Annotated in this window: 16 protein-coding genes; 2 read left to right on the top strand and 14 right to left on the bottom strand. The window is 32.0% G+C overall.

What is annotated here, in order from left to right:
* Position 1: 1 nt before the first annotated feature.
* Genes B3M86_RS11210 through B3M86_RS11185 form a run of 6 tightly spaced genes read right to left on the bottom strand, consistent with a single transcriptional unit; the run spans position 2 to position 11,246 of the window.
* The gene (locus tag B3M86_RS11210; protein WP_291046876.1) at positions 2-1,216 is read right to left on the bottom strand and encodes a glycoside hydrolase family 88/105 protein; all 1,215 of its coding nucleotides are present in this window, start codon (positions 1,214-1,216) and stop codon (positions 2-4) included.
* Between the two features lie 10 nt (positions 1,217-1,226).
* The gene (locus B3M86_RS11205) at positions 1,227-2,210 is read right to left on the bottom strand and encodes a DUF4861 family protein (protein WP_291046874.1); all 984 of its coding nucleotides are present in this window, start codon (positions 2,208-2,210) and stop codon (positions 1,227-1,229) included.
* A 31-nt stretch (positions 2,211-2,241) separates the two neighbouring features.
* Positions 2,242-4,452, bottom strand: a complete 2,211-nt coding sequence (locus B3M86_RS11200; RefSeq protein ID WP_291076810.1) for a pectinesterase family protein — start codon at positions 4,450-4,452, stop codon at positions 2,242-2,244.
* A gap of 14 nt (positions 4,453-4,466) precedes the next feature.
* Positions 4,467-6,158 (bottom strand): DUF4957 domain-containing protein, encoded by a 1,692-nt coding sequence (locus tag B3M86_RS11195; protein WP_219034320.1) that lies wholly within the window; start codon positions 6,156-6,158, stop codon positions 4,467-4,469.
* A gap of 12 nt (positions 6,159-6,170) precedes the next feature.
* The gene (locus tag B3M86_RS11190; protein ID WP_221855142.1) at positions 6,171-7,994 is read right to left on the bottom strand and encodes a RagB/SusD family nutrient uptake outer membrane protein; all 1,824 of its coding nucleotides are present in this window, start codon (positions 7,992-7,994) and stop codon (positions 6,171-6,173) included.
* A gap of 18 nt (positions 7,995-8,012) precedes the next feature.
* Positions 8,013-11,246 (bottom strand): SusC/RagA family TonB-linked outer membrane protein, encoded by a 3,234-nt coding sequence (locus B3M86_RS11185; RefSeq protein WP_291076813.1) that lies wholly within the window; start codon positions 11,244-11,246, stop codon positions 8,013-8,015.
* 448 nt (positions 11,247-11,694) lie between these two features.
* Here B3M86_RS11185 and B3M86_RS11180 point away from each other — a divergent pair, with 448 nt between their 5' ends.
* Entirely contained in the window at positions 11,695-12,717 is a 1,023-nt protein-coding gene (locus B3M86_RS11180; RefSeq protein ID WP_038330468.1) for a LacI family DNA-binding transcriptional regulator, read from the top strand.
* A 1-nt stretch (position 12,718) separates the two neighbouring features.
* On the opposite strand, the gene B3M86_RS11175 is transcribed toward B3M86_RS11180, so the two are convergent.
* From B3M86_RS11175 to kduI, 8 genes are read right to left on the bottom strand one after another with little or no spacing between them, the layout of a single operon-like run.
* Positions 12,719-14,332, bottom strand: a complete 1,614-nt coding sequence (locus B3M86_RS11175; RefSeq protein WP_221855138.1) for a UxaA family hydrolase — start codon at positions 14,330-14,332, stop codon at positions 12,719-12,721.
* Positions 14,333-14,341: 9 nt separating this feature from the next.
* On the bottom strand, positions 14,342-15,799 hold the full coding sequence (locus B3M86_RS11170) for a tagaturonate reductase (RefSeq protein WP_286495604.1): 1,458 nt from the start codon (positions 15,797-15,799) through the stop codon (positions 14,342-14,344).
* Positions 15,800-15,818: 19 nt separating this feature from the next.
* Complete coding sequence (locus tag B3M86_RS11165; RefSeq protein ID WP_221855134.1) at positions 15,819-17,339, bottom strand: MFS transporter; 1,521 nt, start codon at positions 17,337-17,339, stop codon at positions 15,819-15,821.
* A gap of 45 nt (positions 17,340-17,384) precedes the next feature.
* Entirely contained in the window at positions 17,385-18,059 is a 675-nt protein-coding gene (locus B3M86_RS11160) for a bifunctional 4-hydroxy-2-oxoglutarate aldolase/2-dehydro-3-deoxy-phosphogluconate aldolase (RefSeq protein WP_221855132.1), read from the bottom strand.
* 2 nt (positions 18,060-18,061) lie between these two features.
* Complete coding sequence (locus B3M86_RS11155; protein ID WP_286495603.1) at positions 18,062-19,069, bottom strand: sugar kinase; 1,008 nt, start codon at positions 19,067-19,069, stop codon at positions 18,062-18,064.
* 8 nt (positions 19,070-19,077) lie between these two features.
* Positions 19,078-20,475, bottom strand: coding sequence for a glucuronate isomerase (gene uxaC, locus B3M86_RS11150; RefSeq protein ID WP_219035359.1), 1,398 nt, complete (start codon positions 20,473-20,475; stop codon positions 19,078-19,080).
* 14 nt (positions 20,476-20,489) lie between these two features.
* Positions 20,490-21,272: a gluconate 5-dehydrogenase gene (locus B3M86_RS11145; protein ID WP_291046863.1), complete on the bottom strand. Its 783-nt coding sequence runs from the start codon at positions 21,270-21,272 to the stop codon at positions 20,490-20,492.
* A gap of 7 nt (positions 21,273-21,279) precedes the next feature.
* Complete coding sequence (gene kduI / locus B3M86_RS11140; protein WP_286495601.1) at positions 21,280-22,116, bottom strand: 5-dehydro-4-deoxy-D-glucuronate isomerase; 837 nt, start codon at positions 22,114-22,116, stop codon at positions 21,280-21,282.
* A 444-nt stretch (positions 22,117-22,560) separates the two neighbouring features.
* Here kduI and B3M86_RS11135 point away from each other — a divergent pair, with 444 nt between their 5' ends.
* The gene (locus B3M86_RS11135; RefSeq protein ID WP_286495600.1) at positions 22,561-23,013 is read left to right on the top strand and encodes a hypothetical protein; all 453 of its coding nucleotides are present in this window, start codon (positions 22,561-22,563) and stop codon (positions 23,011-23,013) included.
* Positions 23,014-23,032: the final 19 nt, after the last annotated feature.

Genomic DNA, 23,032 nt, shown 5'->3' with positions numbered 1-23,032 from the left:
ATTAACGATTTAATTCTAATGCAGCTAAAATAAATGGTCCAGTACCTTTCGGATCATTTGCTCTTATTTCTTCACTAATGTAATACTCGTAAGAACCATCGCGATAAGGATTTCCACCTAAACCAGCAACAGAACAACATTTTTCTAAACTTACAATACCTTTTTCATCGACTTGAATAAACTCTTTTAAAATTCCTTCAAATCCATTTTTGGCATTTTTCATGTATGATTTTGGTAAATAACCTTTGTTAACACCTTTTGCTAACGTATAAACGTACATCGATGAACCTGTTGCTTCCAAATAATTTCCTGTTCTATTTCCTTGATCCAAAACTTGATACCAAGTTCCCGAAGAATGTTGAACCTTCACAATTGCCTCCGCATATTGATTAAGGTATTTGATTAATTTATCACGACCTTGATAATCTTTTGGTAAATAGTCTAACACATCAACCAAAGCCATTCCGTACCAACCCATTCCTCTCGACCAGAAGTGTTGAGAAAGACCTGTTGTACTATTTGACCATTTTTCTTTTCTGCTTTCGTCCCAACCGTGATAATATAAACCAGTTTTTGGATCGCGGTTATATTTTTCGATTAAGTCAAATTGTAAAACAATTTTATCATACGATTTTTTCGCTTCAGTTGCGCTCTGAAATTTTGTAGCATATTTTGCATGAAAAGGTTCGGCCATGTAAACACCATCTAACCACATCTGATTTGGATAGATTTTTTTGTGCCAATATCCGCCTTCCGTTGTTGTTGGTTGTTGTTCTAATTGTTTATCTAACGTTTCCATTGCAATTTTGAATCGATTTTCTTTTGTTTTTTCGTATAAATCAAAAATTGCGTCGCCAGATTTAATCATATCTAAATTATAATTCTCGAACTTATACGTATCAATTTTTCCATTCGAATCAATCATTCTATTTGCATAATCGTAGATATAATTATAGATAGTTTGGTTATTTGTTTGCTCATATACTTTGTACATAGCGTCTAAAACCAATCCATTTGTATAACTCCAACGTGGTTTTTTTTGAAAATCTAAAAGTGTAGGATCAGGGAAACGAATAGTTTCTGAAATTGCCATTCTTTCTGACCATTTTAACTTTGGATCGACAAGAATATTTTCTGTATTTTTTTTCTGACTGATACAAGACGTACTCGAAATTATCATCAAACCACAAACCGTTGTTTTTAAAATATTTTTCATTATCAACTATTTATAAACGATTAGACTTTTCTAATTGAACTAATTTCGAATTCAAATCATTGTAGAATTCAGTTTCGTTTTTAAGTCCATTTGGCTCTTGTGCCCAAGCTGCCAAAATATAATATGTCATTGTTTTGGTTGTCGGTTTGAAAACGATTAAATGATCATCTTTTCCGTTTACTAATTTTTCGACCTCATCCGATTTATAGAAAATTGCCATTCCAAGCAAATCATTTTTGTCAACTAAAGTTTGTTTTCCGTATGTTGCGATATATCCCCAACTTCCATTTGCGCTTTTCTTTTGCTGCAACGGAATATTTTTGAATTTCACCAAACCAGTTGTTAAACCATTCGTTAAGACAAAAGTTTTCAATTCAAATTTAGAAAAACGATCATAAGGATAAATCGAAACTTTTGCTTTTACATCTGTTGTGTGATCCGCAGTTTTCCATTTAGAATAATCAATTTCAAAACTCGAAACATTTTTACTGTTTTTAACTTTGACATATGTATTTTCAACTTGATGCAAATGCGCAACCGTATCATTCACTAATCGTCCAAAACCACCAATTCCAAGCGATTTACCAGCTTTCAGAATATCTTGTCCCCAAGGTTGAGGATCGTGATAAGAATCAAATCCATCTTGTCCAACATCTTGCAAAACTTGCGTTTTTACTTTTTTTCCGAAAATATCAACAGCATTTCTCCAATCCAAATACAAACGATAACCAACATTTTGATTTTCCCAACCTGGACCTTCGTATCGAATATCGAAAGCATGATCGGTATGCTGAGGATCAAGAGTATGTTCTTGTACATTTCGAAATGTTCCGCCTTCGTACTCTTTGTGACCTCTTTTTCCATCTACCCATTTTCCGCCTTCTTTTATAGAAATTTCGGAATAGGTAAATCCATTGTTTTCATGTTGAACCAATCTGTTACTACAAGAAGTGACAAGGATTAATGTTGTTATTGTGGCAATAATTTTTTTCATACGTATTTATTTTTTAAAATTAGTGAGGAGTTTAATTGACGATCCAATCACCTAAAACATTATTTTTAGAGAAAGCTAAAGCTTCTTGAGCAGTTAATTGACGACTCCATTTAACTCTTTTATTTGCGATATGTTTACCTGTAGATTTGTATTCGGAGTAGCGTGTTGTAGATTCATTTGCAACTTTCCCCCAATTGTTCCAACCTTCTGCTTTAACAGACAAATCCATGTCACAATTGATGAAAGTAGTTTGAGCAAAAGGTCGCCAAGGTCTTCCCAAATGATGAGAATCTTGATTGTTCCCAGAAATTTTACAATTCTCGAAAACGAAACCGTATTTCTGATCTTCTGTCGTTGATGCCGCTGTAATGTATCCTTTCCCTTTATTATTTAGCTGACAGTTTTCAAAATAAGCGGTTCCTGCTCCGAAAATGTAATCGACTGTACCTTCGATGTAACAGTTCTTAAAATATTGTCTGCTTCCGCTTTTCACTAAATATAACGTATCTTGATTTCCTAAAAACCGACAATTTGTAAATTTTATTTTATCTGCATCAACGCGAACAGCAACAGCTTGTCCAACTTCGCCTGCGCTATTTTCGAATGTTATATTTTCGGCTGAAAAATTATCTCCAAAAATAAAAAATGAAGCCGAACCAGATGTTCCAATTTCTTGACCAATATTATTTAATTTTGATGCGTAATCATCATACGTCAAAATGGTTTTGTGTTGATCTTCACCAATAAAATTAATCATCGTTTTAGAAGGAGGTAAGGTGATTTTTTCTTTGTAAACACCATTTTTAATCAAAACTTTTACAGGAACTCGACTAAAATCGGGTAGTGCAGCAATTAATTCTTGAATAGTTTTGAATTGCCCTGAACCATCTTTCGCTACAATAAAATCATAATCTTTGACTTTGTTATTCGCTGAATTAATCTTTTCTGAAACTAATGATTCTGCATAAACTTCTAAATTGGTATATTGACTTGATAAATTGTAACCGTTTGCATCGTTAATGCCAACTTTCAAATTATTTCTTTTTTCCCATTCATCGTCCATTCCATCCTGATCTGTATCTGTAGGAATATTGTATGTTTTTAACGTAGGAAATCCGCCAACTTCTGTTTGACTATCGATAATTCCGGTCATATTTTTTGGATATCCGTTTGTTAAATAACCAATTAATCGATTATCAACTTCATCGCGTTTTAAACTTGCTCCCGCATGTGCTTGAACCATTTTGTAGGCATTTTCAGTAGAATGAGTGATAATTTCATTTTTACCAAATTCAGTTTCAGCTTTTGCTTTTAAAGGTTCATCGGCTTGTACACCGCCATTCCAGTTATTTGCTGTTATATCAGCATAACCTTTTACAAAATTTCCGTTGACATAAAATTTACCATATGGAATAGAAGGATTTACAATTCTATTTTTATGTTTTGTGGCTGGTCCAGATTTGAAATAATTATTAATCAAATTATATTTTCCTTTTTCTCCGCCATAAATAGAATTTGCGCCCCAATTAAAAATTACATTATTACGAAAATCAACCATTTCATCTTCAGGATTCATCGTTGATTCTGACCCACTAAAACGAGGATTTCGACTATTGTTACTCATAATTAGATTGTGGTGGAAACTTGCAGGCTCACCACCCCAAATTCCACCATAACCATGCGCTCCTTTTACATGGATAGATTTATTAAGAGCTTCTGATATGATAGACCATTGAATTGTAAGATTTTTGACACGATAAAACGAGATGTTTTCATCTGTAGCCCAACTTACCGAACAATGATCTATGATTATATTTTGTGCATTTCGACCACCCAAAGCATCACCTTCTACTTTTGCTAAATCGCCTAAACGAAATCTCATGTAACGAATAATTACATTGTCAGATTTGATGGTTACAGGATAATTAGAAACCGTAATACCATCTCCAGGAGCAGTTTGTCCAAGAATAGAAATATTTCCGTAATTAATATCCAAAGGAGATTGCAATATAATGTTTCCAGAAACAGCAAAAACGATTGTTCTGCTCAATTTTTTTTGAATTCCGTATCGTAAACTTCCTTTACCAGAATCGTTGAGATTTGTGACAATATAGACTTCTCCACCTCGTCCACCAGAACTGTACCTGCCATATCCTTCGGCAGAAGGAAAAGCAGGTAAATTCTGTGCAAATAAACATGAATGAATTAAAAATATAAATGTAATTGCGATGTGTGATTTCATTTTTTATCGTTTAATTAATTCCACCATCTTGGATCTCCAATCGCAGCACCTGTAGAAGATGCAGTTCTTAATGGAGAATTGACTGGTAATGTAAAATCAATTGTTGTGTTTGTCCAATTTAGAGCATTTTCTTGATTATTCGTAGAAGTTACTCCTCCAGTAGGAAAAACAAGTTTTTGTAAATCAGCTGCTTTACCATTCGTCAAATTATAGAAATTGTTGAACGTAAAAACAGCTGTACTTGAAGTAGCTAAACGAATTAAATTATTACTCGATAAACTTCCTCCAACTCTTGGCGAATTTGCAATAATATTATTGGTAAAATTAGCTTTGATCGGCACGTTATTATTGTCTAATAGTGGAAAAGAAGAACTTTGTCCAAAACTATTAATTGTACAATTGTTGACATTAATTGTTGCGTTAGCAGATGGCGTAGTAATACTTTCTCTGTATCGAATAAATAAATCTCCAACTTCTGTAAATGTTGAATTTTCGATATTAACTTCGTTAAAAACTAATTTGTCTAAATGTAAAAATCCGTAAGATGAAGCTGGGAAATTCTTGAAGAAAGAATGTTTAATCTCAAATTTATCCATTACATATCCGCTATTTGGACCTCTATTTGCTCTGAAAGCTGAGGTTTTAACACTACTTACAATACAGTTTTCAATCAATACATTTGCAAAATTAGCCTTCGCACCATTGCTGCTGCTGCTTGTCAAATTGATTAAATAATCTGCCGTATTTGCGCTTCCATCTAATTCGATATTCTTTAGATGTAAACCAGCCCCAGTATCATTTAACGTAAATTCTTTGAAAGAAACTTTTGTATCTTCTGGATTTCCAGAAATTCCAATCAATGAAATTTTCTTCGCATTAATTGCAAACAATTTATCTCCAGAATCATATTTACCAGGATTTAATCCAATGATATCACCATCTTTTGCATTGTTAATCAAGGTGATTAAATCATCGCCAGAATTAGCAATAACACTATAACTTGTAGACGATTTAGTCGTGAAATTCTGAGAACCAACGCTTGTATTTCCTTTATAAATTTCGACTGTATATCGTGTACTTGGATTAAGCCCTTTTGTTGTTTTAAGTCCAGCAGTAGCTTCGCTACTTGTAATTTGACTTATAATAGGATCGCTAACATAAACAGGATCCTGACCAGAAACTTGTGTATATGCTTGAAATCTCAATTCAGTTACTCCAGCAGTTACATCCCAACTAACCGTTGCTTGATTCTCCAGAATATTTGGATCATAAATAGGATGCAAAATTTGGATTCCAATAATTTTAATTCGCTTACTAACAGACCAGTGAGATTCTGGTCTGTTTTCGTAAGCATTTGTTTTAACACGTATAAAGAAATTTTTTCTCACGGGAATTTCTTGATCCGTAATAACAACTCCAGCAGAATCTGTTTTTTTTGTTAAAATGATATCTTTTGGATTTGTAAATAACGAATCGCTTGAAACTTCTGTTGTATAAGTTTCGTCAATATTATTAGTATACAGAGAAGGTGACCATGTGACTTTAGTTTCTGTTTCAAAATTTTCGGCAGATAAAGACAATGGTGTAAACATTCTCATTGGATCGTTAGATTCTGACTGAAATTCATCATCATTACAAGAGATTACAGCATTTGCAGTAAGTAATACTGTTCCTATAATCAATATTTTATAAAAAGTTTTTTTCATAATAATTGTGTTTTAGTATCCGTAATCTTGTGTTAAATTATAGTTTGTATTGATGATGTCTTGATAAATAGGCAACAGTTCTGAATGATTTGGTTTGTAATATTGTAACCAACCTTTTCGCTCGTCGTTAATCATTGTCGCAGCCATTCCAGTTTGCCAGTTTATGCGTGTATATCCCGTTGGAGTAGAAGCTACAGAAGGCGTGTAAAACAATTCTGTTTTATCATTTCCAACAAAATAAGTATCTAAATTCAAAACAGTTTTTTGTGCAGTTTGCGTTGGATCGTATTTACCAATTTTGTAATAAATGTATTTAGGTACATTGGCATATTCTCCCGTTCCATCTAATAGATTTTGTAATTTAACACGAGTTTCTGTTACCACTTGACCTAAAAGATTCCATCTGATTAAGTCATATTTTCGGATAGATTCTCCACCAAATTCTAATAATCTTTCGTGTACAATTTGCTCAAAAAAGCCTTGATAACCATTCGCTGTAACCGCAGGCATTTTATCAGGATTGTTCGCATAAGCTCTTGCTCTAACTTCTCTTAAAGCATCTATTGCAGCAGCTGTTGGTCCACCATTTAATTCATTTTCTGCTTCAGCAAACATTAATAAAACATCAGCAAAACGCATAATAGGCCAATTGATTCCAACATTTTGAGAAGGACCAGTTACTTTTGTCCAAGACTTTCTAAATTTTCCGTCTGTTAAAGCATCAATTTTTACCACCTGTGTTAAATCATCTGCATTAATTTCGAACGCATTGATTGTTACATCTCGTCTTTGATCATATTTATCAAATTCATAAAAATAAGTTGGTAAAGCATTTATTCCGCCACCACCATTCCATTTAGAAGCTGCATTATGACGTAATCCGTTGTAATAACCAAGTTTACTATCAGTTCGCGCATTTCCGCCAAAAGCACCTACTTGAAAAATCATTTCGTTTGTATTATCCATGCGACCTTCGTGAATAGCACGGAAAACATCTTCGTAATTTGGATTGATATTATGACTTCCACGTTGTTGCATAATGTCAAACGTTTCGTTGCGAGCAATTTGGTAATATTTTTCTGGATTTGTTCCTTTAACCATCTGTACAGGCTGTCTTCTCAACGAATATCCAGCTCTAGCAAGTGCAATACGAGCACGTAAGCCTTTCACAAAAGCTTTTGTAATTCGTGTTGTAGGATCTCCAGATTCGGCTCTCCATGGAATAACTTTTGAAGCAGTTTCTAAATCATTTAATAAAACTTCATACACTTCATCACGATCAGTTTTTGGAAGGAAAATATGTTCGTACTGAGAAGATGGTTTATCTTGAAATGGAACATCACCAAAGTTTCTGATTAATTCGTAATAATATTGCGCTCTTAACGTCAATGCTTCTCCGTAATATCTATCCATTAACTTTTTGTCACTATCACTTCCAGATTTGTAGACATCAGATGTCGGAATATTATAAATTAATAAATTTGCTCTTTCGATTCCTGTGTATAATTGACGGAAAGGTTTGTCTAATTCTGGATTTGTAGGACATGCATTGTACATACTAATTCCACGACGATCGTTACAATTGTAATCACCTGATGTTTTGAAATCATCTGCAGCTTGTCCAATGATAGAAGAAATTCTGTTTCCGTAACCATTATCACCAGCCAATTGATTATATACGCCAACCAAAGCAGAGTAAGTGTAACTTGCATCGTTGTAAACCTCTATTTCGGAAGTATTGGAAGGGCTACTAACATCCAAATAATCATCGCATGATGTTGTTGTTAATAAAACGATGCTAACGCCTAATATTTTTATAATTGTTTTTGTTTTCATTTTTGATGTGTTTTGAGATTAGAAAGTAACATTAATACCTGTTAAGAAAAATCTGCTTCGTGGATAGGCAGCGTAATCAACTCCAGGAGTTAAAGGACTTGTGCGTCTTGTATTTGCTTCAGGATCATAACCAGAATAACCAGTAATTGTAAATAAATTATTGATTGTTGCGTAGATTCTTACTTTGCTAATAAATTTCGTTTTTGCTAACATATCTTCTGGTAAAGAATAACCAACTGTAACGTTGCTTAATCTTAAATAAGATCCATCTTCGATGGCATAAGAATGTAAAATATAATTTCCAGAAGGAGGTGACCAAAATGTAGCATTTGCGTTTAGAGCTTCTAATTGTGTAGGATCTGTTACTCGATTTCCGTTATCGTCAAAATTTCTCCAAGCTCCAGCAACTGCTTTTAACATATTGTTGTCGCGGTATAAATATTGTGTTGTAAACTCAACTTTATTGGCATTGTAAACTTTATTACCAACAGAATAAGTGAAGAACATACTTAGGTCGATATTTTTCCATTGAAATTGTTGATTAAATCCACCATAGAATTTAGGTTGAGCATTTCCTAAAACTGTTTTATCATTATCATCAATTATTCCATCGTTATTTAAATCTTTCAATTTTAAATCTCCAGGACGCACATCTTTTGAACCTAATGCCGCAGCAGAATTGCTTGCAACACCAGCTTTTAATGTATATTTTTGAGTTGATGGATTGTAATCGAAATCGCTCACTTTGTACCATCCGTCTGTTACATAACCATAGAATTGTCCGATAGGTTTACCTACTTCAACTTTGAAATCTTGCAAATTATTTACCCATCCAGATGATTGATAATAGTATTGTAGACCATCACCAGTTACATCTTTTCCTAAAGATTTGATAACATTTTGATTATGAGAAATATTGAAGTTTACATTCCATTTAAAGTTTTTAGATTTCGCAATATCAGCACCTATTGTAAATTCAATTCCTTTGTTTTCCGTTTCACCAGAGTTTTGATATTGGTATTCGTATCCGCCTGTTTGCGGAATTTTAGCCAATAATAATAAATCTTTTGTATTTGTTACATAAGCATCGATACTACCATAAACACGTTTATTGAATAAAGTATAATCTAATCCAATGTTTTTAGAAATTGTTTTTTCCCATTTTGCACCCGAATTTGCCAACCTTTCATTAGGAGCTAAACCTGGAACTACAGCATTATCAAATGAATATCCCCAGTTACTTGAACTACTAAAGAATGTTGAATATAAGAATGGCTCAATGCGGTTATTACCCGAAGTACCATAGCTTAAACGTAATTTTAGTTCGTCAATCCAAGAAGAATCTTTTAAGAAATTTTCTCTTGCAACATTCCAAGCAAATGAAGCAGAAGGGAAGGTAGCATAACGATTATCAGGAGAGAATACACTCGATCCGTCTGTTCTGACAGAAAGTGTTAACATATATTTTTTATTGAACGAATAATTAACTTGTCCAAAAAACGAAGCCAATCGATCCACATTTACTGATGTTGAAACTGGATCTTGTACCATTCCTGCAGGAGGAACCGCACTTTGCAAATTAGAAAATGCTTGATTAGCCGAAATATTTTTTGGTAACCATTTGATATACGTTCTTGATGTTTCTCCGTCTGTTTTTACAATTTCCTGTCCAATCATTACATCTAGTTTATGAGTAGAACCTAATCTTGGTGAATATTGTAATGTATTTGAATTTGAAATTCTTCTTGTTTGACTTGCACGCATATCAACCACAGGAAGATTAGCATTTGCCATTGCAACACTTGTGATATTTCCGTAAAAACTATTGTCATTGCGATCTGTTTGTACATAACCAAAAACAGATTTGAAGGTTAACCCTTTGACAATTTGCCAAGACAAGTAACCATTCATCAAAAGGTTTTGTCTTTCGTCTTCTCTTACTTCATTATTCGCTAGCAAAACAGGACTTGTAAGGTTTGTTTGTGCATAATAATCTGGATCGAAGAAATCAACATACGATTCGTTTCCTGGAGCAGCAAAAGGTTGATATCTCACTGAATTACGAAGTCTGTTATTTGATTGAGAACCTGTATTTGAAGTACCAGCTCCCATGATTTTATCTTTACTATATCTAAAACTAACTCCCGTTTTTACTTTGTCGCTGATTTTATGATTTAATTTGAAGTTTGCTAAATTTCTTTTGTAACTAGAATTCAGCATAATTCCATCTTCGTTGATGTGATTTAAATTTAAACTGAAATCAGTCGATTTATTTCCACCAACAATCGAAACGTTATGATTTTGAGAAAAAGCTTTTCTACCAAAAACTTCTTCTTGCCAATCTCTCGCTTCCATACTTTTATAGATATCTATATCGTTAAAATCTCCATATCTTTTTCTGAAAGAATCTGCTAATTGCTCATCATTATTAATATTATACAATTCATACTGATAACGTACAAATTCATACGGAGTCATTACTTCTAACTTATTCTGAATTTCTCTAAATCCAGTATAATTAGAATAAGTAACTTGTGTAGGCATGTTGAAACCACTTTTTGTCGTAATAAGCACAACACCGTTTGCACCTCTCGCACCATAAATAGCAGTAGAAGCTGCATCTTTTAAAACATCAATACTTGCAATTTCTTGTGGAGATAAAATAGATAAGGCATTTTCTACTTGTATTCCATCCACGATATACAGAGGGCTGTTGTCTTGTGTAATCGATGTGCCTCCACGAACTTTAATTGTAACATCAGCTCCTGGTGCACCTTCGGACATACTAACTTGTACACCAGCTAATCGACCTTGTATAGCTTCAGCAGCAGAATTTACTGCCATATCTTTTATCTGATCAGCATTTACACTTGCCACAGAACCTGTTAATTCATCACGTGTTACAGTTGTATATCCAATTACAACAACTTCATTTAGATTTTGTTGCTCTGTTGCAACAAGATCTTTCAGTTTTATATCGATTGTTCCTTTCTTATTAACAGGAATAGTCTGTATTTCATAACCATCATAGGTAATGGTTAAAGTCGAGTTATCTGGAACAACAATTTCATAAAATCCATTTTCATCTGTAATTGTTTCGTACGTTGTCCCATCTACATAAATGTCAACTCCATTAAGAGGTGAATTATTAATAGATGATTTAACTGTTCCGGAAACTTTTATTTCTTCTTGCGCAAAACTCGCAATTGGTAGAAGCAAAAGCGTGAATAACTTAATTTTAGATATCCTCATATGTGTGGTTTTGTGTTTCTTCTGTTAAACTAAATAATTTTTAGCGTAATCGATTACATTATTAAATATAAAAGTGTATATAGTACACTAAAATATAACTATTTTTTTTAAAATCAAATAAAATATTAAAATTTATAAAAAATAATTAATCTATTTGTTAGTTATTGATATTTAATACAATATCTGTTTGTGTTGACTGATATTTATATATACTCTAACTTAAATAAGCTAAAGTGGTTAATTTAGATCATAATTTTTTTGGTGATTTATTGAATTTTTGAATATAAAAATATATAAATTGAAGTAAATTTGTAATCGATTACAAATGTGTTTTGAATGCTTTTTAATAGTTTTAGAACCATTGTAATTTATACATTACTATATAATACTATTGAGATTTAATTTATATTTACCGAATCTTGATAACGAACTTGAATTTTACCTTATTATGAAAAAAAGTGCTACAATATATGATATTTCTGAAAAATTGAATATTAGTGCTGCTACCGTTTCGAGGGCTTTAAACGATCATCCTAAAATTAGTCAGAAAACGAAAGAGTTGGTTATGAAAGCTGCTAAAGAGCTTAATTACAAACAAAATACTTTAGCGCAGGCTCTAAAAAGTGGGAAGACAAATAATATTGGGATTATTGTTCCTTATATTAATACAAATTTTTTCTCATCTCTAATTCGTGGGATAGAAGAGGAGTTGTCTCCACATGGTTACCATGTTATTATTTGTCAAAGTCACGAAGATGTAGATTTAGAAAGAAAACAACTAAATACATTATTGAATGCACAGGTTGATGGTATTTTTATGTCTGTTTCTAAAACGACGGAAGATATTTCGCACATAGAAACTGCAAAAGAATCTAATACTCCAATCATATTTTTTGACCGTAAAAAAGATATTGCAGGAATCAGTACTGTAACAATTGATGATTATAAGGGTGGATATTTGGCAACCGAGCATTTGATTAAACAAGGTTGTCGTAGAATTTGTCATTTATCTGGAGATTTGCGTTTAGAGATTTATCAGAATCGTTACAATGGTTATATCGATGCATTGAAAGATAATAAATTAGCTTTTAAAGAAGAATATGTTTTTTCAATTAAAAGTTCGATAGAAGATGGGGTTGAAGCAATAAAAACATTATGGAATTTATCATCGCCACCAGATGGTATTTTCTCGGCCAGTGATTATGCAGCGTTGGGAGCTTGTCAACAATTGAAAAAGAAAAATATAAGCATTCCTGAAGATGTTGCAATAATAGGTTTTAGTAATGAGCCATTTACGCAATATATGGAATTACCTATTAGTAGTGTAGATCAGACACCAGATGTAATGGGAAAAATTTCCGCTCAAGTATTTCTGGAATATATGAACGAAAATTTTTCAGGGATAAGCATAGAAAAAAAGGTTGTTTTAAATCCTCAAATTCATATTCGAAAATCTTCGAAAAGAAAATAGGTTATAAAGAAACGCCTCTTTTCCAAGGGATAAAATCGTTTTGATTTAAAATCTTAGCTTTTACTTTGACTTCACCGCTTGCAACTTTTATGATAAATTCTAAAAGTTCGTTAGCGGTTTCTTCAATTGTTTTATTTCCAGTAATGATTTCTCCCGTATTAAAATCGATAATATCAGGCATTTTTTCTTGTAATGCTGTGTTCGAAGAAATTTTTACAACAGGGGCAACAGGATTTCCAGTAGGCGTTCCTAAACCTGTAGTGAACAAGACGATATTAGATCCAGTTCCGACTAATGCAGTTGTACATTCAACATCATTTCCTGGTGTACATAGCAAATTTAAACCAGGTTTTTTGATATATTCTGTATAATCTAAAACATCTTGAATAGGAGAGGAACCCCCTTTTTTAGCTGCACCAGCAGATTTCATCGCATCTGTTATTAATCCATCTTTTATATTTCCAGGAGAAGGATTCATGTCAAATCCAGAACCAGCGGCAACAACAGAATCTTCGAAATCTTTCATTAATTGTAAAAATCTTTCGGCATCTTTTTCATTCACACAACGATTGATTAATTCTTGTTCAACTCCGCACAATTCGGGAAATTCGGACAAAATGGTAGCACCTCCAATTGCAGCCATAATATCTGATAAATAGCCTAAGGTTGGATTAGCAGAAATACCAGAAAAACCATCTGATCCTCCACATTCTAATCCTAAAACTAATTTAGATAATGGAGCTGGTTTACGTTCAATTTCATTGGCTTTTTTGATTGCTTCGAACGAATCTTTAATAATACCGTTCAACATATTATCAACTGTTCCAGATTTTTGTTGCTCGTAAACGATAATTGGTTTTTGATTATCAGGATTGATTTTATGTAAAGCTTCTTTAAAAATATCAACTTGTAAATTCTGACACCCAAGACTCAGGACTGTTGCACCAGCGACATTCGGATTGTTTACATATCCAGCAAGCAATCTTCCTAAAGCTTCAGCATCTTGTCGAATTCCGCCACAACCTCCTTGATGTGTAACGAATTTAACATCAATATTTTTGAATACTCTAGTGTCTTCTTCATCTGTGTCTTGCTCGTTTTCATCAGAATTCTGAATTAACGAACGTAAAAGCAGTTGATGTTTTGATGGTTTTTCGAATAATAATTCTTTTTCGAAAACATCTTTCAAAATTTCAACATTTCTATTTTCGCAAAAAACCAAAGGAAAAAACAACCAAATATTTTCCGTTCCAACTTGTCCGTCTTCTCTGTGATATCCCATAAATGTTTTGTCTTTCCATTTATCGATATTTGGAGGAGTCCATGACGTTGTAGCTGTTTTCTTTTCGACTTTAGAACTTTGATGTTTTACATTTTCAGTCGTAATAACTTCACCTTTTTTTATGTTGCAAACGGCTTTTCCGACAGTAATACCATACATCGTAATCGTGTCATTTTCTACAAAATCTATTGCAGCAAACTTGTGTTTCGCATTCGTATCTTTCTGAATTTCATATTCAGCATTATCAACGACCACAATTTCATTTACTTTTAGGTCAACTAATGCAACAATTACATTATCCGTTGGATTAACTTTTATAGCTTTTTTCTGCATTTTTTTCTCTTAAATCGTTTGGTTGCTATATATTTCATAAGATTTTTCAATTCCATATTCATCAATTAGCCGAAGAGCTTTTTCAATTTCATTTTCTAATTGATTAACCTTTGTCAAATCTTGTTCCCAGAAATTTATATTCTTCAAAACAGAATGACTTATTTGTTGATAATCATTGTTTTTCCAAATATTTCTGAACTCACTTATAATCGCTTCGTCATCATTTATAGGTAATTCTTCATTGTTCCAATCACCTTTGTAAAAACGAATTAAACAAGCCAAAGAAAATGTAATTCCTTTCGGAATTTGATTGAATTTCTCTACATAATCTAATAAACTTGGAAGAACACGAACTTTGAATTTAGAGATAGAATTTAACGCTATACTCGATAAATAGTGCTTGATAAAAGGATTTCTAAATCGATCTAAAACATCTTCTGTATATTCTTTTAATTGTTCTTCTGGTAAATCAAGGATAGGAATGATTTCATTATAAATAATATTTTTAATAAAATCTCCAGCTACTTTGTTATCGATTGCATCACGAACAGTTTCTATACCTAACATAATAGAAAAAGGAACCATTGAAGTGTGAGCGCCATTTAAAATTCGAACTTTAGAAGTACGATAAGGTGCTATATTTTTGACAAGCAAAATCTGTTCATTTGCTTTACTAAAAGGAATTTTTTCTTCCAATTTTTCATCGCCTTCAATTGCCCAAAATAAGAACGCTTCTGAAACGACAATCAATTCATCTTCATAATCTAACTGATTTGTGTAGCTTTCTAAATCATCTTTTGGAAATCCAGGTACAATTCTGTCTACTAATGTATTATGAAATTTATTTGAAGTGTTAATCCAAGTAATAAATTCATTTTCTAAGTTCCATAATTTAGCGTATTCTAAAATATAATCTTTCAAAATAATGGCGTTATTCTCAATTAATTCACATGGAATAATTGTTAAACCTTTGTCAGTATCTCCATTAAAATAAAGATATCTTTCATATAAGAACGCAGTTAATTTTGCAGGAAAATTTTCGTGGGGCGCATTTTCTAATTTGTTTTCTGAAGGATCAAATACAATTCCAGATTCTGTTGTGTTAGAAAAAACAAATTCCAATTGTTCTTCTTTTGCTAATTTCAAAAAATCTTGGTATTCTTTATAAGGATTAATCGATTTTTGAATCGCAGAAATAACACGATTTTCATCAATCAATTCACCTTTTTTAATTCCTCGAATAAATAAAGTATACAGATTATCTTGTTCTTCAAAAGTATGAAATGAACTTCCAGAAGGTGTCACTTTTATGTTTGCGATTCCTGCATTAAAATTGGCATCTTTATTCAGTTTATCGATTACATAGTCTGTAAAAGCGCGCATAAAATTTCCACCTCCAAATTGAATAATTTTTATAGGAAGTTCATTTTCTTGATGATATAGTTTTTTATTTAATTTTGTTTTCAAGTTATTGAATTTAAATTGATTATTTAATCACTTTGTATTTTGGTACTAATATTTTCATGACAATCCATGCTGTTAAATAAGCAACCCCACAAATTGTAAAAATGATCATATAACCTTTGTTGATTCCATCAACTATAATTGCTCCTGATTTTTCTAAATCTGAAAGTAAATTTTCTGGTAATCTTTCGTTGATGTATTGAGGATATTTTTCTAATAATGGAGTACCATCGATAGTTGTCCAGTTTTTGTGTGAATAATCAAACAAAACTCCTGATGATTTATTGATCAAAAAAGAACCAATTCCACCAGCCATACCACCGATTCCAACTATTGTAGCAATAGCACTTTTAGGAAACATATCACCAACTGTAGAGAAAATATTTGCAGACCAAGCTTGATGAGCTGCTCCAGCAATACCGATGATAATTACGGGAATCCAAAAAGAGGTTGCACCAAGAGGTTGAGCTAATAATGCCAATAATGGAAAGAAAGCAAAAATTAACATTGCGCGCATTCTTCCCGAATATGGATTCATGTTTAATTTATCGACAAAATATTTTGGTAACCATCCCCCAATAATAGAAAGTAATGTGATGATGTAAAGTACAAACAAAGGTAAGGCACTTTGTGTGCTATCCATCTTGTAGACTGAACTTAAGTAAGCTGGAGTCCAAAAAAGGTAGAACCACCAAACACCGTCTGTCATAAATTTTCCGAAGATAAAAGCCCACGTTTGTTTGTATTTAAAACATTCAGAAAAAGTTAGTTTTCTTCCTTCTGTAGATGTTTCTGTATTTTCTTCTATATCTTGTTGAATATACTCTAATTCAGCGCTATTAACTTTTGGATGTTTGTGTGGTACTTGGTATAAATAAATCCAAAATCCCATCCAAATAAATCCTAATGCTCCGATGATGATAAAAGCCATTTCCCAACCCATCGATTTTGCAATAAATGGAATTGTAAGAGGAGCAGCTAATGCTCCTACAGTAGCACCAGCATTGAAAATACTTGTTGCAAACGCACGGTCTTTTTTCGGAAAATACTCGGCTGTTGCTTTGATTGCTCCTGGAAAATTACCAGCTTCACCGATTGCTAAAATTAATCGAGCAAAAATAAATAAGCTAACACTTGTTGAAATAATTAATGAGGTGTCACTTACTTTTTCTAAGATTTCTTTTGCTCCAGCAAATCCAACAAACCAATTATCTGTAATATACCCTGCTGTTGCAATTCCACAAAAAGCGTGTAAACATGCTCCAATTGACCAAATTGCAATAGCGTATAAGAAACCTTTTTTAGTTCCCATTTTGTCAATAAATCGGCCAGCAAATAACATACTTACAGCATAAAATATTGAAAAAAGTGCGGTAATATTTCCGTAGTCATTATTATTCCAGTGAAACTCTGGAACTAAGTAATCTTTCCAAGTTAATGATAAAACTTGACGATCTAAGTAATTTATGGTTGTGGCAACAAATAGTAAACTGCAAATAGTCCATCTAAAATTACTTGGTTTAATGGAAGTTTCGTTCTTCATTTAGTGTGTTTTTGTGATTTATTATTTTTGACTTCTTCCTTTAAATCATATATTTTTTAATTCTTTATAAATTTGTATTGATTCTCCAACTGTTCGTTCAATTTGAGAGTAATCATATTCATTTGATGAATTTTTTGTGAACAATTGTGATCCAATTCCAACACAATAAGCGCCAGCATTTATCCAGCTTGTTATGCTTTCTTTTGTAGGCATAACACCTCCGCTTGGCATAATATTCGTCCAAGGCATTGGTCCATTTATAGCTTTGATAAAATCTGGTCCTCCAACTTGTGTTGCAGGAAATATTTTAACGATTTCTGCTCCTAATTCTTCTGCTAAAGAAATTTCCGAAACAGATCCACAACCAGGCATCCAAGCTACTTTTCTTCGGTTACAAACTTTTGCTACTTCAGGATTTAAAGAAGGGGCAACAATAAAGTTTGCTCCAAATTGAAGATATAATACTGCTGTTGGTGCGTCTAAAACAGAGCCTATTCCTAAGATTAATTCGGGTAATTCTTTTGCCGCATATTTATTTAATTCAGAAAAAACTTCGTGCGCAAAATCGCCTCTGTTTGTAAATTCAAATAATCTTGCGCCACCATCGTAACAAGCTTTTATAATTTTTTTAGAAATTTCGATGTCTTGATGGTAAAAAACAGGAACAATTCCAGTTTCTTTTGCTTTTAAAGCGACTTCTATTCTTGTAAATCGTGCCATTTTTATCTTTTTATTCTTCCTCCAAAATTTCCATTAACTAACTCTAAAATATCATCAACAGAAGCTAAATTTGTGTCACCTAAAATAGTATGTTTCATTGCGCAAGCTGCGTTTGCAAAATTTAAAGCAAATTGATCATCGTGATTAATCAAACCATAAATCAAACCTGCAGCAAATGCATCGCCAGTTCCAATTCTATCAACGACATGGTTGATATGAATTTCTTCTGTTTCTAAATATTCATTATTAATCCAAGCTCTACCTTGTGTTGCTTGCGAACTTGCATTAATTCCAATTCTAACTTTATCAAATACTTTTTGAATTGACGGAATTTCTTTCATCAATGTTTTAGATGCTTCAGTAAATCCATTCTTATCCGTTGAGAAATTTGTTTCTAAAATTTCATTGATTTCATTCACTCCACCAATAAAAATGGTTGAATATCCGATTAATTCTTTCAAAATATCTTGTCCTTTCTTCCCGTAATTCCATAAATTACTTCTATAAGCAGGATCAGTTGTGATATGAATACCTTTGAAATAAGCGAATTGTAAACCTTGCTTCAACGTTTCGTAAGCAGATTCTGAAATTCCAGGTGTAATTCCTGTCCAATGGAAAAAGTTGCAATTTTCTAAGGCTTTATTCCAATCAACTTCGTTTGGTTTTATATTTGAAAAAGAACCATTTAATCGGTTATAAGCGATACGACTTGGTCTGACATCAGAACCAACTTCTAAAAAATATAATCCAAGTGGATGTTCATTTTTTTTAATAAATGAAACATCAATTCCTAGACTTTTCATGTAGGAAATAGCTGCATCTCCAACAAAATCATTCGAAACATTTGAGACGTGTTGCGTTTTACAACCAAAAGTAGACAAAGAAGCTGCAACATTCATTTCTGTTCCACCAAAAAAGAATTCTACTTCTTTACTTTGTTGCAAAGTTTTATGATTTGATGGAGAAATTCTCATTAAAACTTCTCCAAAAGTCAAAATATTATTGCTCATAAATAAATCTAAAAATCAAAATATTCTTTTGCATTGTAATAACAGATATCTGATATTGTTTTTCCAACTAATTCAATATCATTTGGTAATTCGCCATTTGCCATTTCTTCTCCGAATAAATTACAGATTACTCGTCTGAAATACTCATGCCTAGGGAAAGATAAGAAACTTCTTGAATCTGTTAACATTCCAATAAAGCAACTTATTAACCCCATATTAGATAGGGCATTTAGTTGTTTGATGATTCCATCTTTTTGATCTAAAAACCACCAACTCGAACCAAATTGCACTTTTCCTTTTACGCTTCCATCATTGAAATTTCCAATCATTGTTGCGAAAATTTCGTTATCAGCTGGATTCAAATTATAGATGATTGTCTTTGTTAATTTATCATTTCCGTCAAGTCTATTTAAGAATTTAGAAAGATTAGCCGCTTGTTTAAAATCTCCGATAGAATCCCAACCTGTATCAGGACCTAAAATACGATGCATACGAGCATTGTTATTGCGAAGTGCGCCTAAATGATATTGTTGAATCCATCCAAATTGGTGATATGTTTCCCCTAAAAATAGAAGTAGGGCAGTTTTGAATTGCTCGATTTGAGTATGATTTAACGGTTGATTATTTCTTTTTGATTCGAAAATTGTATTAATTTCAATATCAGTAAATTCTACGTAAGAAATATTATTCAAACCATGATCACAAATTTTGCAACCGATTGCATTAAACGCTTCAATTCGATTATATAACGCATCTTTCAAGTTTTGGAACGAATTAATTTCGAAACCAACAACTTCAGAAAGTTTATTGATGTAAGAATTGTAATCCTGATTTTCAATTAGAATCGCTTTATCTGGTCGAAAAGCTGTACTAACTTTTGTCTTGAAATTGCTTTTATTTAACGTTATATGATATTCTAACGTATCTGTCGGATCTTCAGTTGTGCAAACCGTTTCAGCATTTACTAAACTTAATAAACCTTGACAAGATTTATCTGCTTGTTGTAATTGAGCGGAAGTATTCTCGAAAATTTCTTTTGCGTTATTTTCGTTCAATAATTCATCGATTCCAAAATATCGTTTTAATTCTAAATGAGTCCAGTGAAATAAAGGATTTCGAAGCGTATGAGGAACAGTTTTCGCCCACGCTTCAAATTTTTCTAAATCAGAAGCATTTCCTGTGATGCAATTTTCGTTAATTCCTAACGTTCGCATTGCACGCCATTTGTAATGATCTCCAGCAATCCAAACTTTCGAAATATTTTCAAAAACTCTATTTTCTGCAATATCTTTTGGCGATAAATGATTGTGATAATCTATAATAGGAAGTTTTTCAGCATAGTTGAAATACAATTCCTCGGCATATTTATTTTGTAATAAAAATGTATCAGTTATAAATGATTTCATATAATATTTAAATTTTACTCGTTTGATGGTTTACCTATTGTTGCTAAAATTCCTCCATCGACATAAATGATTTGTCCATTAACAAAATTACTCGCTTCCGAAGCTAAGAAAACCGCTGTTCCAGCTAAATCTTCGGGATTTCCCCAACGACCAGTCGGCGTTCTGTTGATAATAAATTCGTTGAAAGGATTTCCGTCCACACGAATCGGCTCTGTTTGTGAAGTTGCAAAATAACCAGGTCCGATTCCGTTTACTTGAATGTTATGTTTTGCCCATTCTGTAGCTAAGTTGCGCGTTAACATTTTCAATCCACCTTTTGCCGAAGCGTAGGCAGAAACATTGTCTCGTCCCAATTCGCTCATCATCGAACAAATATTAATTATTTTTCCAGTTTTACGCTCAATCATTCCTTTTGCAACCAATTGCGACATGATGAAAGGACCAACTAAATCGACATCGATAACTTTTCTGAAATCTTCGACATCCATATCTACCGCAAGAACACGTTTGATAATTCCAGCATTATTCACAAGAATATCAATTTGACCATGATTCTTTTCGATCAATTCAACTTGTTTTTTTGCTTGTGGTTGATCAGTTACATCAAAAATATATCCTGTTACAGTAAATCCTTTACTTTTATAATATTGTAAAGCTTCTTCAAGTTTTGAAGGAGTTGTACTTGTAATAACTAACTCAGCACCAGCTTGTGCCAATCCTTCTGCCATTGCTAATCCTAAACCATGTGTTCCACCTGTGATTAAAGCTATTTTTCCTGATAAATCAAATAAATTCATAATTCTATTATTTTAATTCATCCGTATTTACACCATCCATATCGCTGTAATCCATATTTTCACCAGCCATTCCCCAAATAAAAGTATAATTTGAAGTACCTACACCCGAGTGAATAGACCATTCTGGTGAAATAACTGCTTGATTGTTTTGTAAGAAAATGTGACGCGTTTCATTTGGTTGTCCCATAAAGTGGCTAATTGATTGTCCTTGTTCTAAATCAAAATAAAAATATGCTTCCATTCGTCTTTCATGTGTATGAGCTGGCATTGTATTCCATACACTACCAGGATGTAATTCGGTCATACCCATTTGTAATTGACAAGTTTCTAAAACACTATTTACAATAAGTTTATTAATTGTTCTTTTGTTTGCATATTTAGAATCGCCTAACTCAACAATTTCAGCTTCATTTTTTGTAATCTTCTTAGTTGGATACGAATGATGAGCAGGAGCAGAGTTGATATAAAACAAAGGTTGTTCGTTATTTAGTTTATCAAAAACGATTTCTTTATTTCCTTTACCAATATATAAAGCTTCTTTGTTGTTCAATTCGTATTCAGTTCCATCAACAGTTACTTTTCCTTTTCCACCAACATTTATAATTCCTAATTCTCTTCTCTCTAAAAAAAAATCTGCTTTAAGATCTGTTGTTGGTTCCAAAGTTATTGCATGATTAGCTGGGTAAATACCACCAATAATCAAGCGATCATACATCGAATAGACTAACTTCACCTGATCTTCTATAAATATATCAGGAATTAAAAAATGTTCTCTTAGTTCTTCAGTTGTATATTTTTTAACATCATTAGGATGATGTGCATATCTAAATTCAGAATTTATCATAATAGTTATTTATTAAAATTAATGTAATCGATTACATTTTAAATTTAAAAAAATACATCGAGATGATGTTTTGTAAAAGTATTAAAAAGTTTTTTAATAATGTACATAAAACACTATAAAAATTTCTTTTCAAAAGATGATGAATGTAGTTGTTTGGAAATAAATTTATTCGTAAATATTTTTAACAATACTCTTTGTTGAAATATTGAATATGACAACAAAGAGAGAAAAAAATAAGTTACATTTTTGTAAATTATATTTTGGTTATTAAACCTTTTAATATTTTGTTTAGTTTTCTATTATTAAGAGTAGATACTAAAACTTAAAATTCAGAAAGTCGAATGATTTGTTTCAGAAAAAATTTTTATAATAATAAATGTTAAATATTCAAAAAACTGTTTTAAATCATGTATCTTTAACTTAATTAACTAATTAATATGGATTATGAGACGAGTTTTATTTCTATTTCTCGATCATTTCTCATCTACTTACCTTTTATTGTTTTGCTTTTTTTGTTCAATTTATATTAATGCGCATAATGTTGAAATAAAAGAAAGAGATGATTCTATTCCAACAATTTCTAAAGGTTTAGTCACAATAAAAGAAAATACTACTTTTTACATTTCTAAAAATACAATTATATCTAATTTTGAAATTAAAGATTCTATTAACCATGAAAAAAATATAAAACAAAGAAAATCAAAAGAAAAAATCAAAAGAAAAAATACAAATAACTCAAAGCTTAAAAAAAGCAGAAATAATTCGTATGATTTATCTACACTAACAAATAAAAAAATATATTATTTACCGTATAAAGAATCAACATTTTTCATTAGTAGTAAATCAATTCTTTTAGCACTTTATCCTATCAATTCTTATAATATAATTATTTTTTAACCCGTTGTGCATTTTGATT

It is taken from the genome of Empedobacter sp. UBA6305 (assembly GCF_002440405.1).
In the GTDB taxonomy this organism is placed as follows: domain Bacteria; phylum Bacteroidota; class Bacteroidia; order Flavobacteriales; family Weeksellaceae; genus Empedobacter; species Empedobacter falsenii_B.
The sequence above is the reverse complement of the archived record's forward strand: the minus strand, read 5'-3'. Positions and strand labels throughout refer to the sequence as shown.

Coding starts and splice junctions, on each gene's coding strand:
- B3M86_RS11135 (WP_286495600.1), top strand. CDS start 22,561: ATGAGACGAGTTTTATTTCTATTTCTCGATCATTTCTCATCTACTTAC.
- B3M86_RS11185 (WP_291076813.1), bottom strand. CDS start 11,246: ATGAGGATATCTAAAATTAAGTTATTCACGCTTTTGCTTCTACCAATT.
- kduI (WP_286495601.1), bottom strand. CDS start 22,116: ATGATAAATTCTGAATTTAGATATGCACATCATCCTAATGATGTTAAA.
- B3M86_RS11205 (WP_291046874.1), bottom strand. CDS start 2,210: ATGAAAAAAATTATTGCCACAATAACAACATTAATCCTTGTCACTTCT.
- B3M86_RS11180 (WP_038330468.1), top strand. CDS start 11,695: ATGAAAAAAAGTGCTACAATATATGATATTTCTGAAAAATTGAATATT.
- uxaC (WP_219035359.1), bottom strand. CDS start 20,475: ATGAAATCATTTATAACTGATACATTTTTATTACAAAATAAATATGCC.
- B3M86_RS11175 (WP_221855138.1), bottom strand. CDS start 14,332: ATGCAGAAAAAAGCTATAAAAGTTAATCCAACGGATAATGTAATTGTT.
- B3M86_RS11200 (WP_291076810.1), bottom strand. CDS start 4,452: ATGAAATCACACATCGCAATTACATTTATATTTTTAATTCATTCATGT.
- B3M86_RS11190 (WP_221855142.1), bottom strand. CDS start 7,994: ATGAAAACAAAAACAATTATAAAAATATTAGGCGTTAGCATCGTTTTA.
- B3M86_RS11210 (WP_291046876.1), bottom strand. CDS start 1,216: ATGAAAAATATTTTAAAAACAACGGTTTGTGGTTTGATGATAATTTCG.
- B3M86_RS11145 (WP_291046863.1), bottom strand. CDS start 21,272: ATGAATTTATTTGATTTATCAGGAAAAATAGCTTTAATCACAGGTGGA.
- B3M86_RS11155 (WP_286495603.1), bottom strand. CDS start 19,069: ATGAGCAATAATATTTTGACTTTTGGAGAAGTTTTAATGAGAATTTCT.
- B3M86_RS11160 (WP_221855132.1), bottom strand. CDS start 18,059: ATGGCACGATTTACAAGAATAGAAGTCGCTTTAAAAGCAAAAGAAACT.
- B3M86_RS11165 (WP_221855134.1), bottom strand. CDS start 17,339: ATGAAGAACGAAACTTCCATTAAACCAAGTAATTTTAGATGGACTATT.
- B3M86_RS11195 (WP_219034320.1), bottom strand. CDS start 6,158: ATGAAAAAAACTTTTTATAAAATATTGATTATAGGAACAGTATTACTT.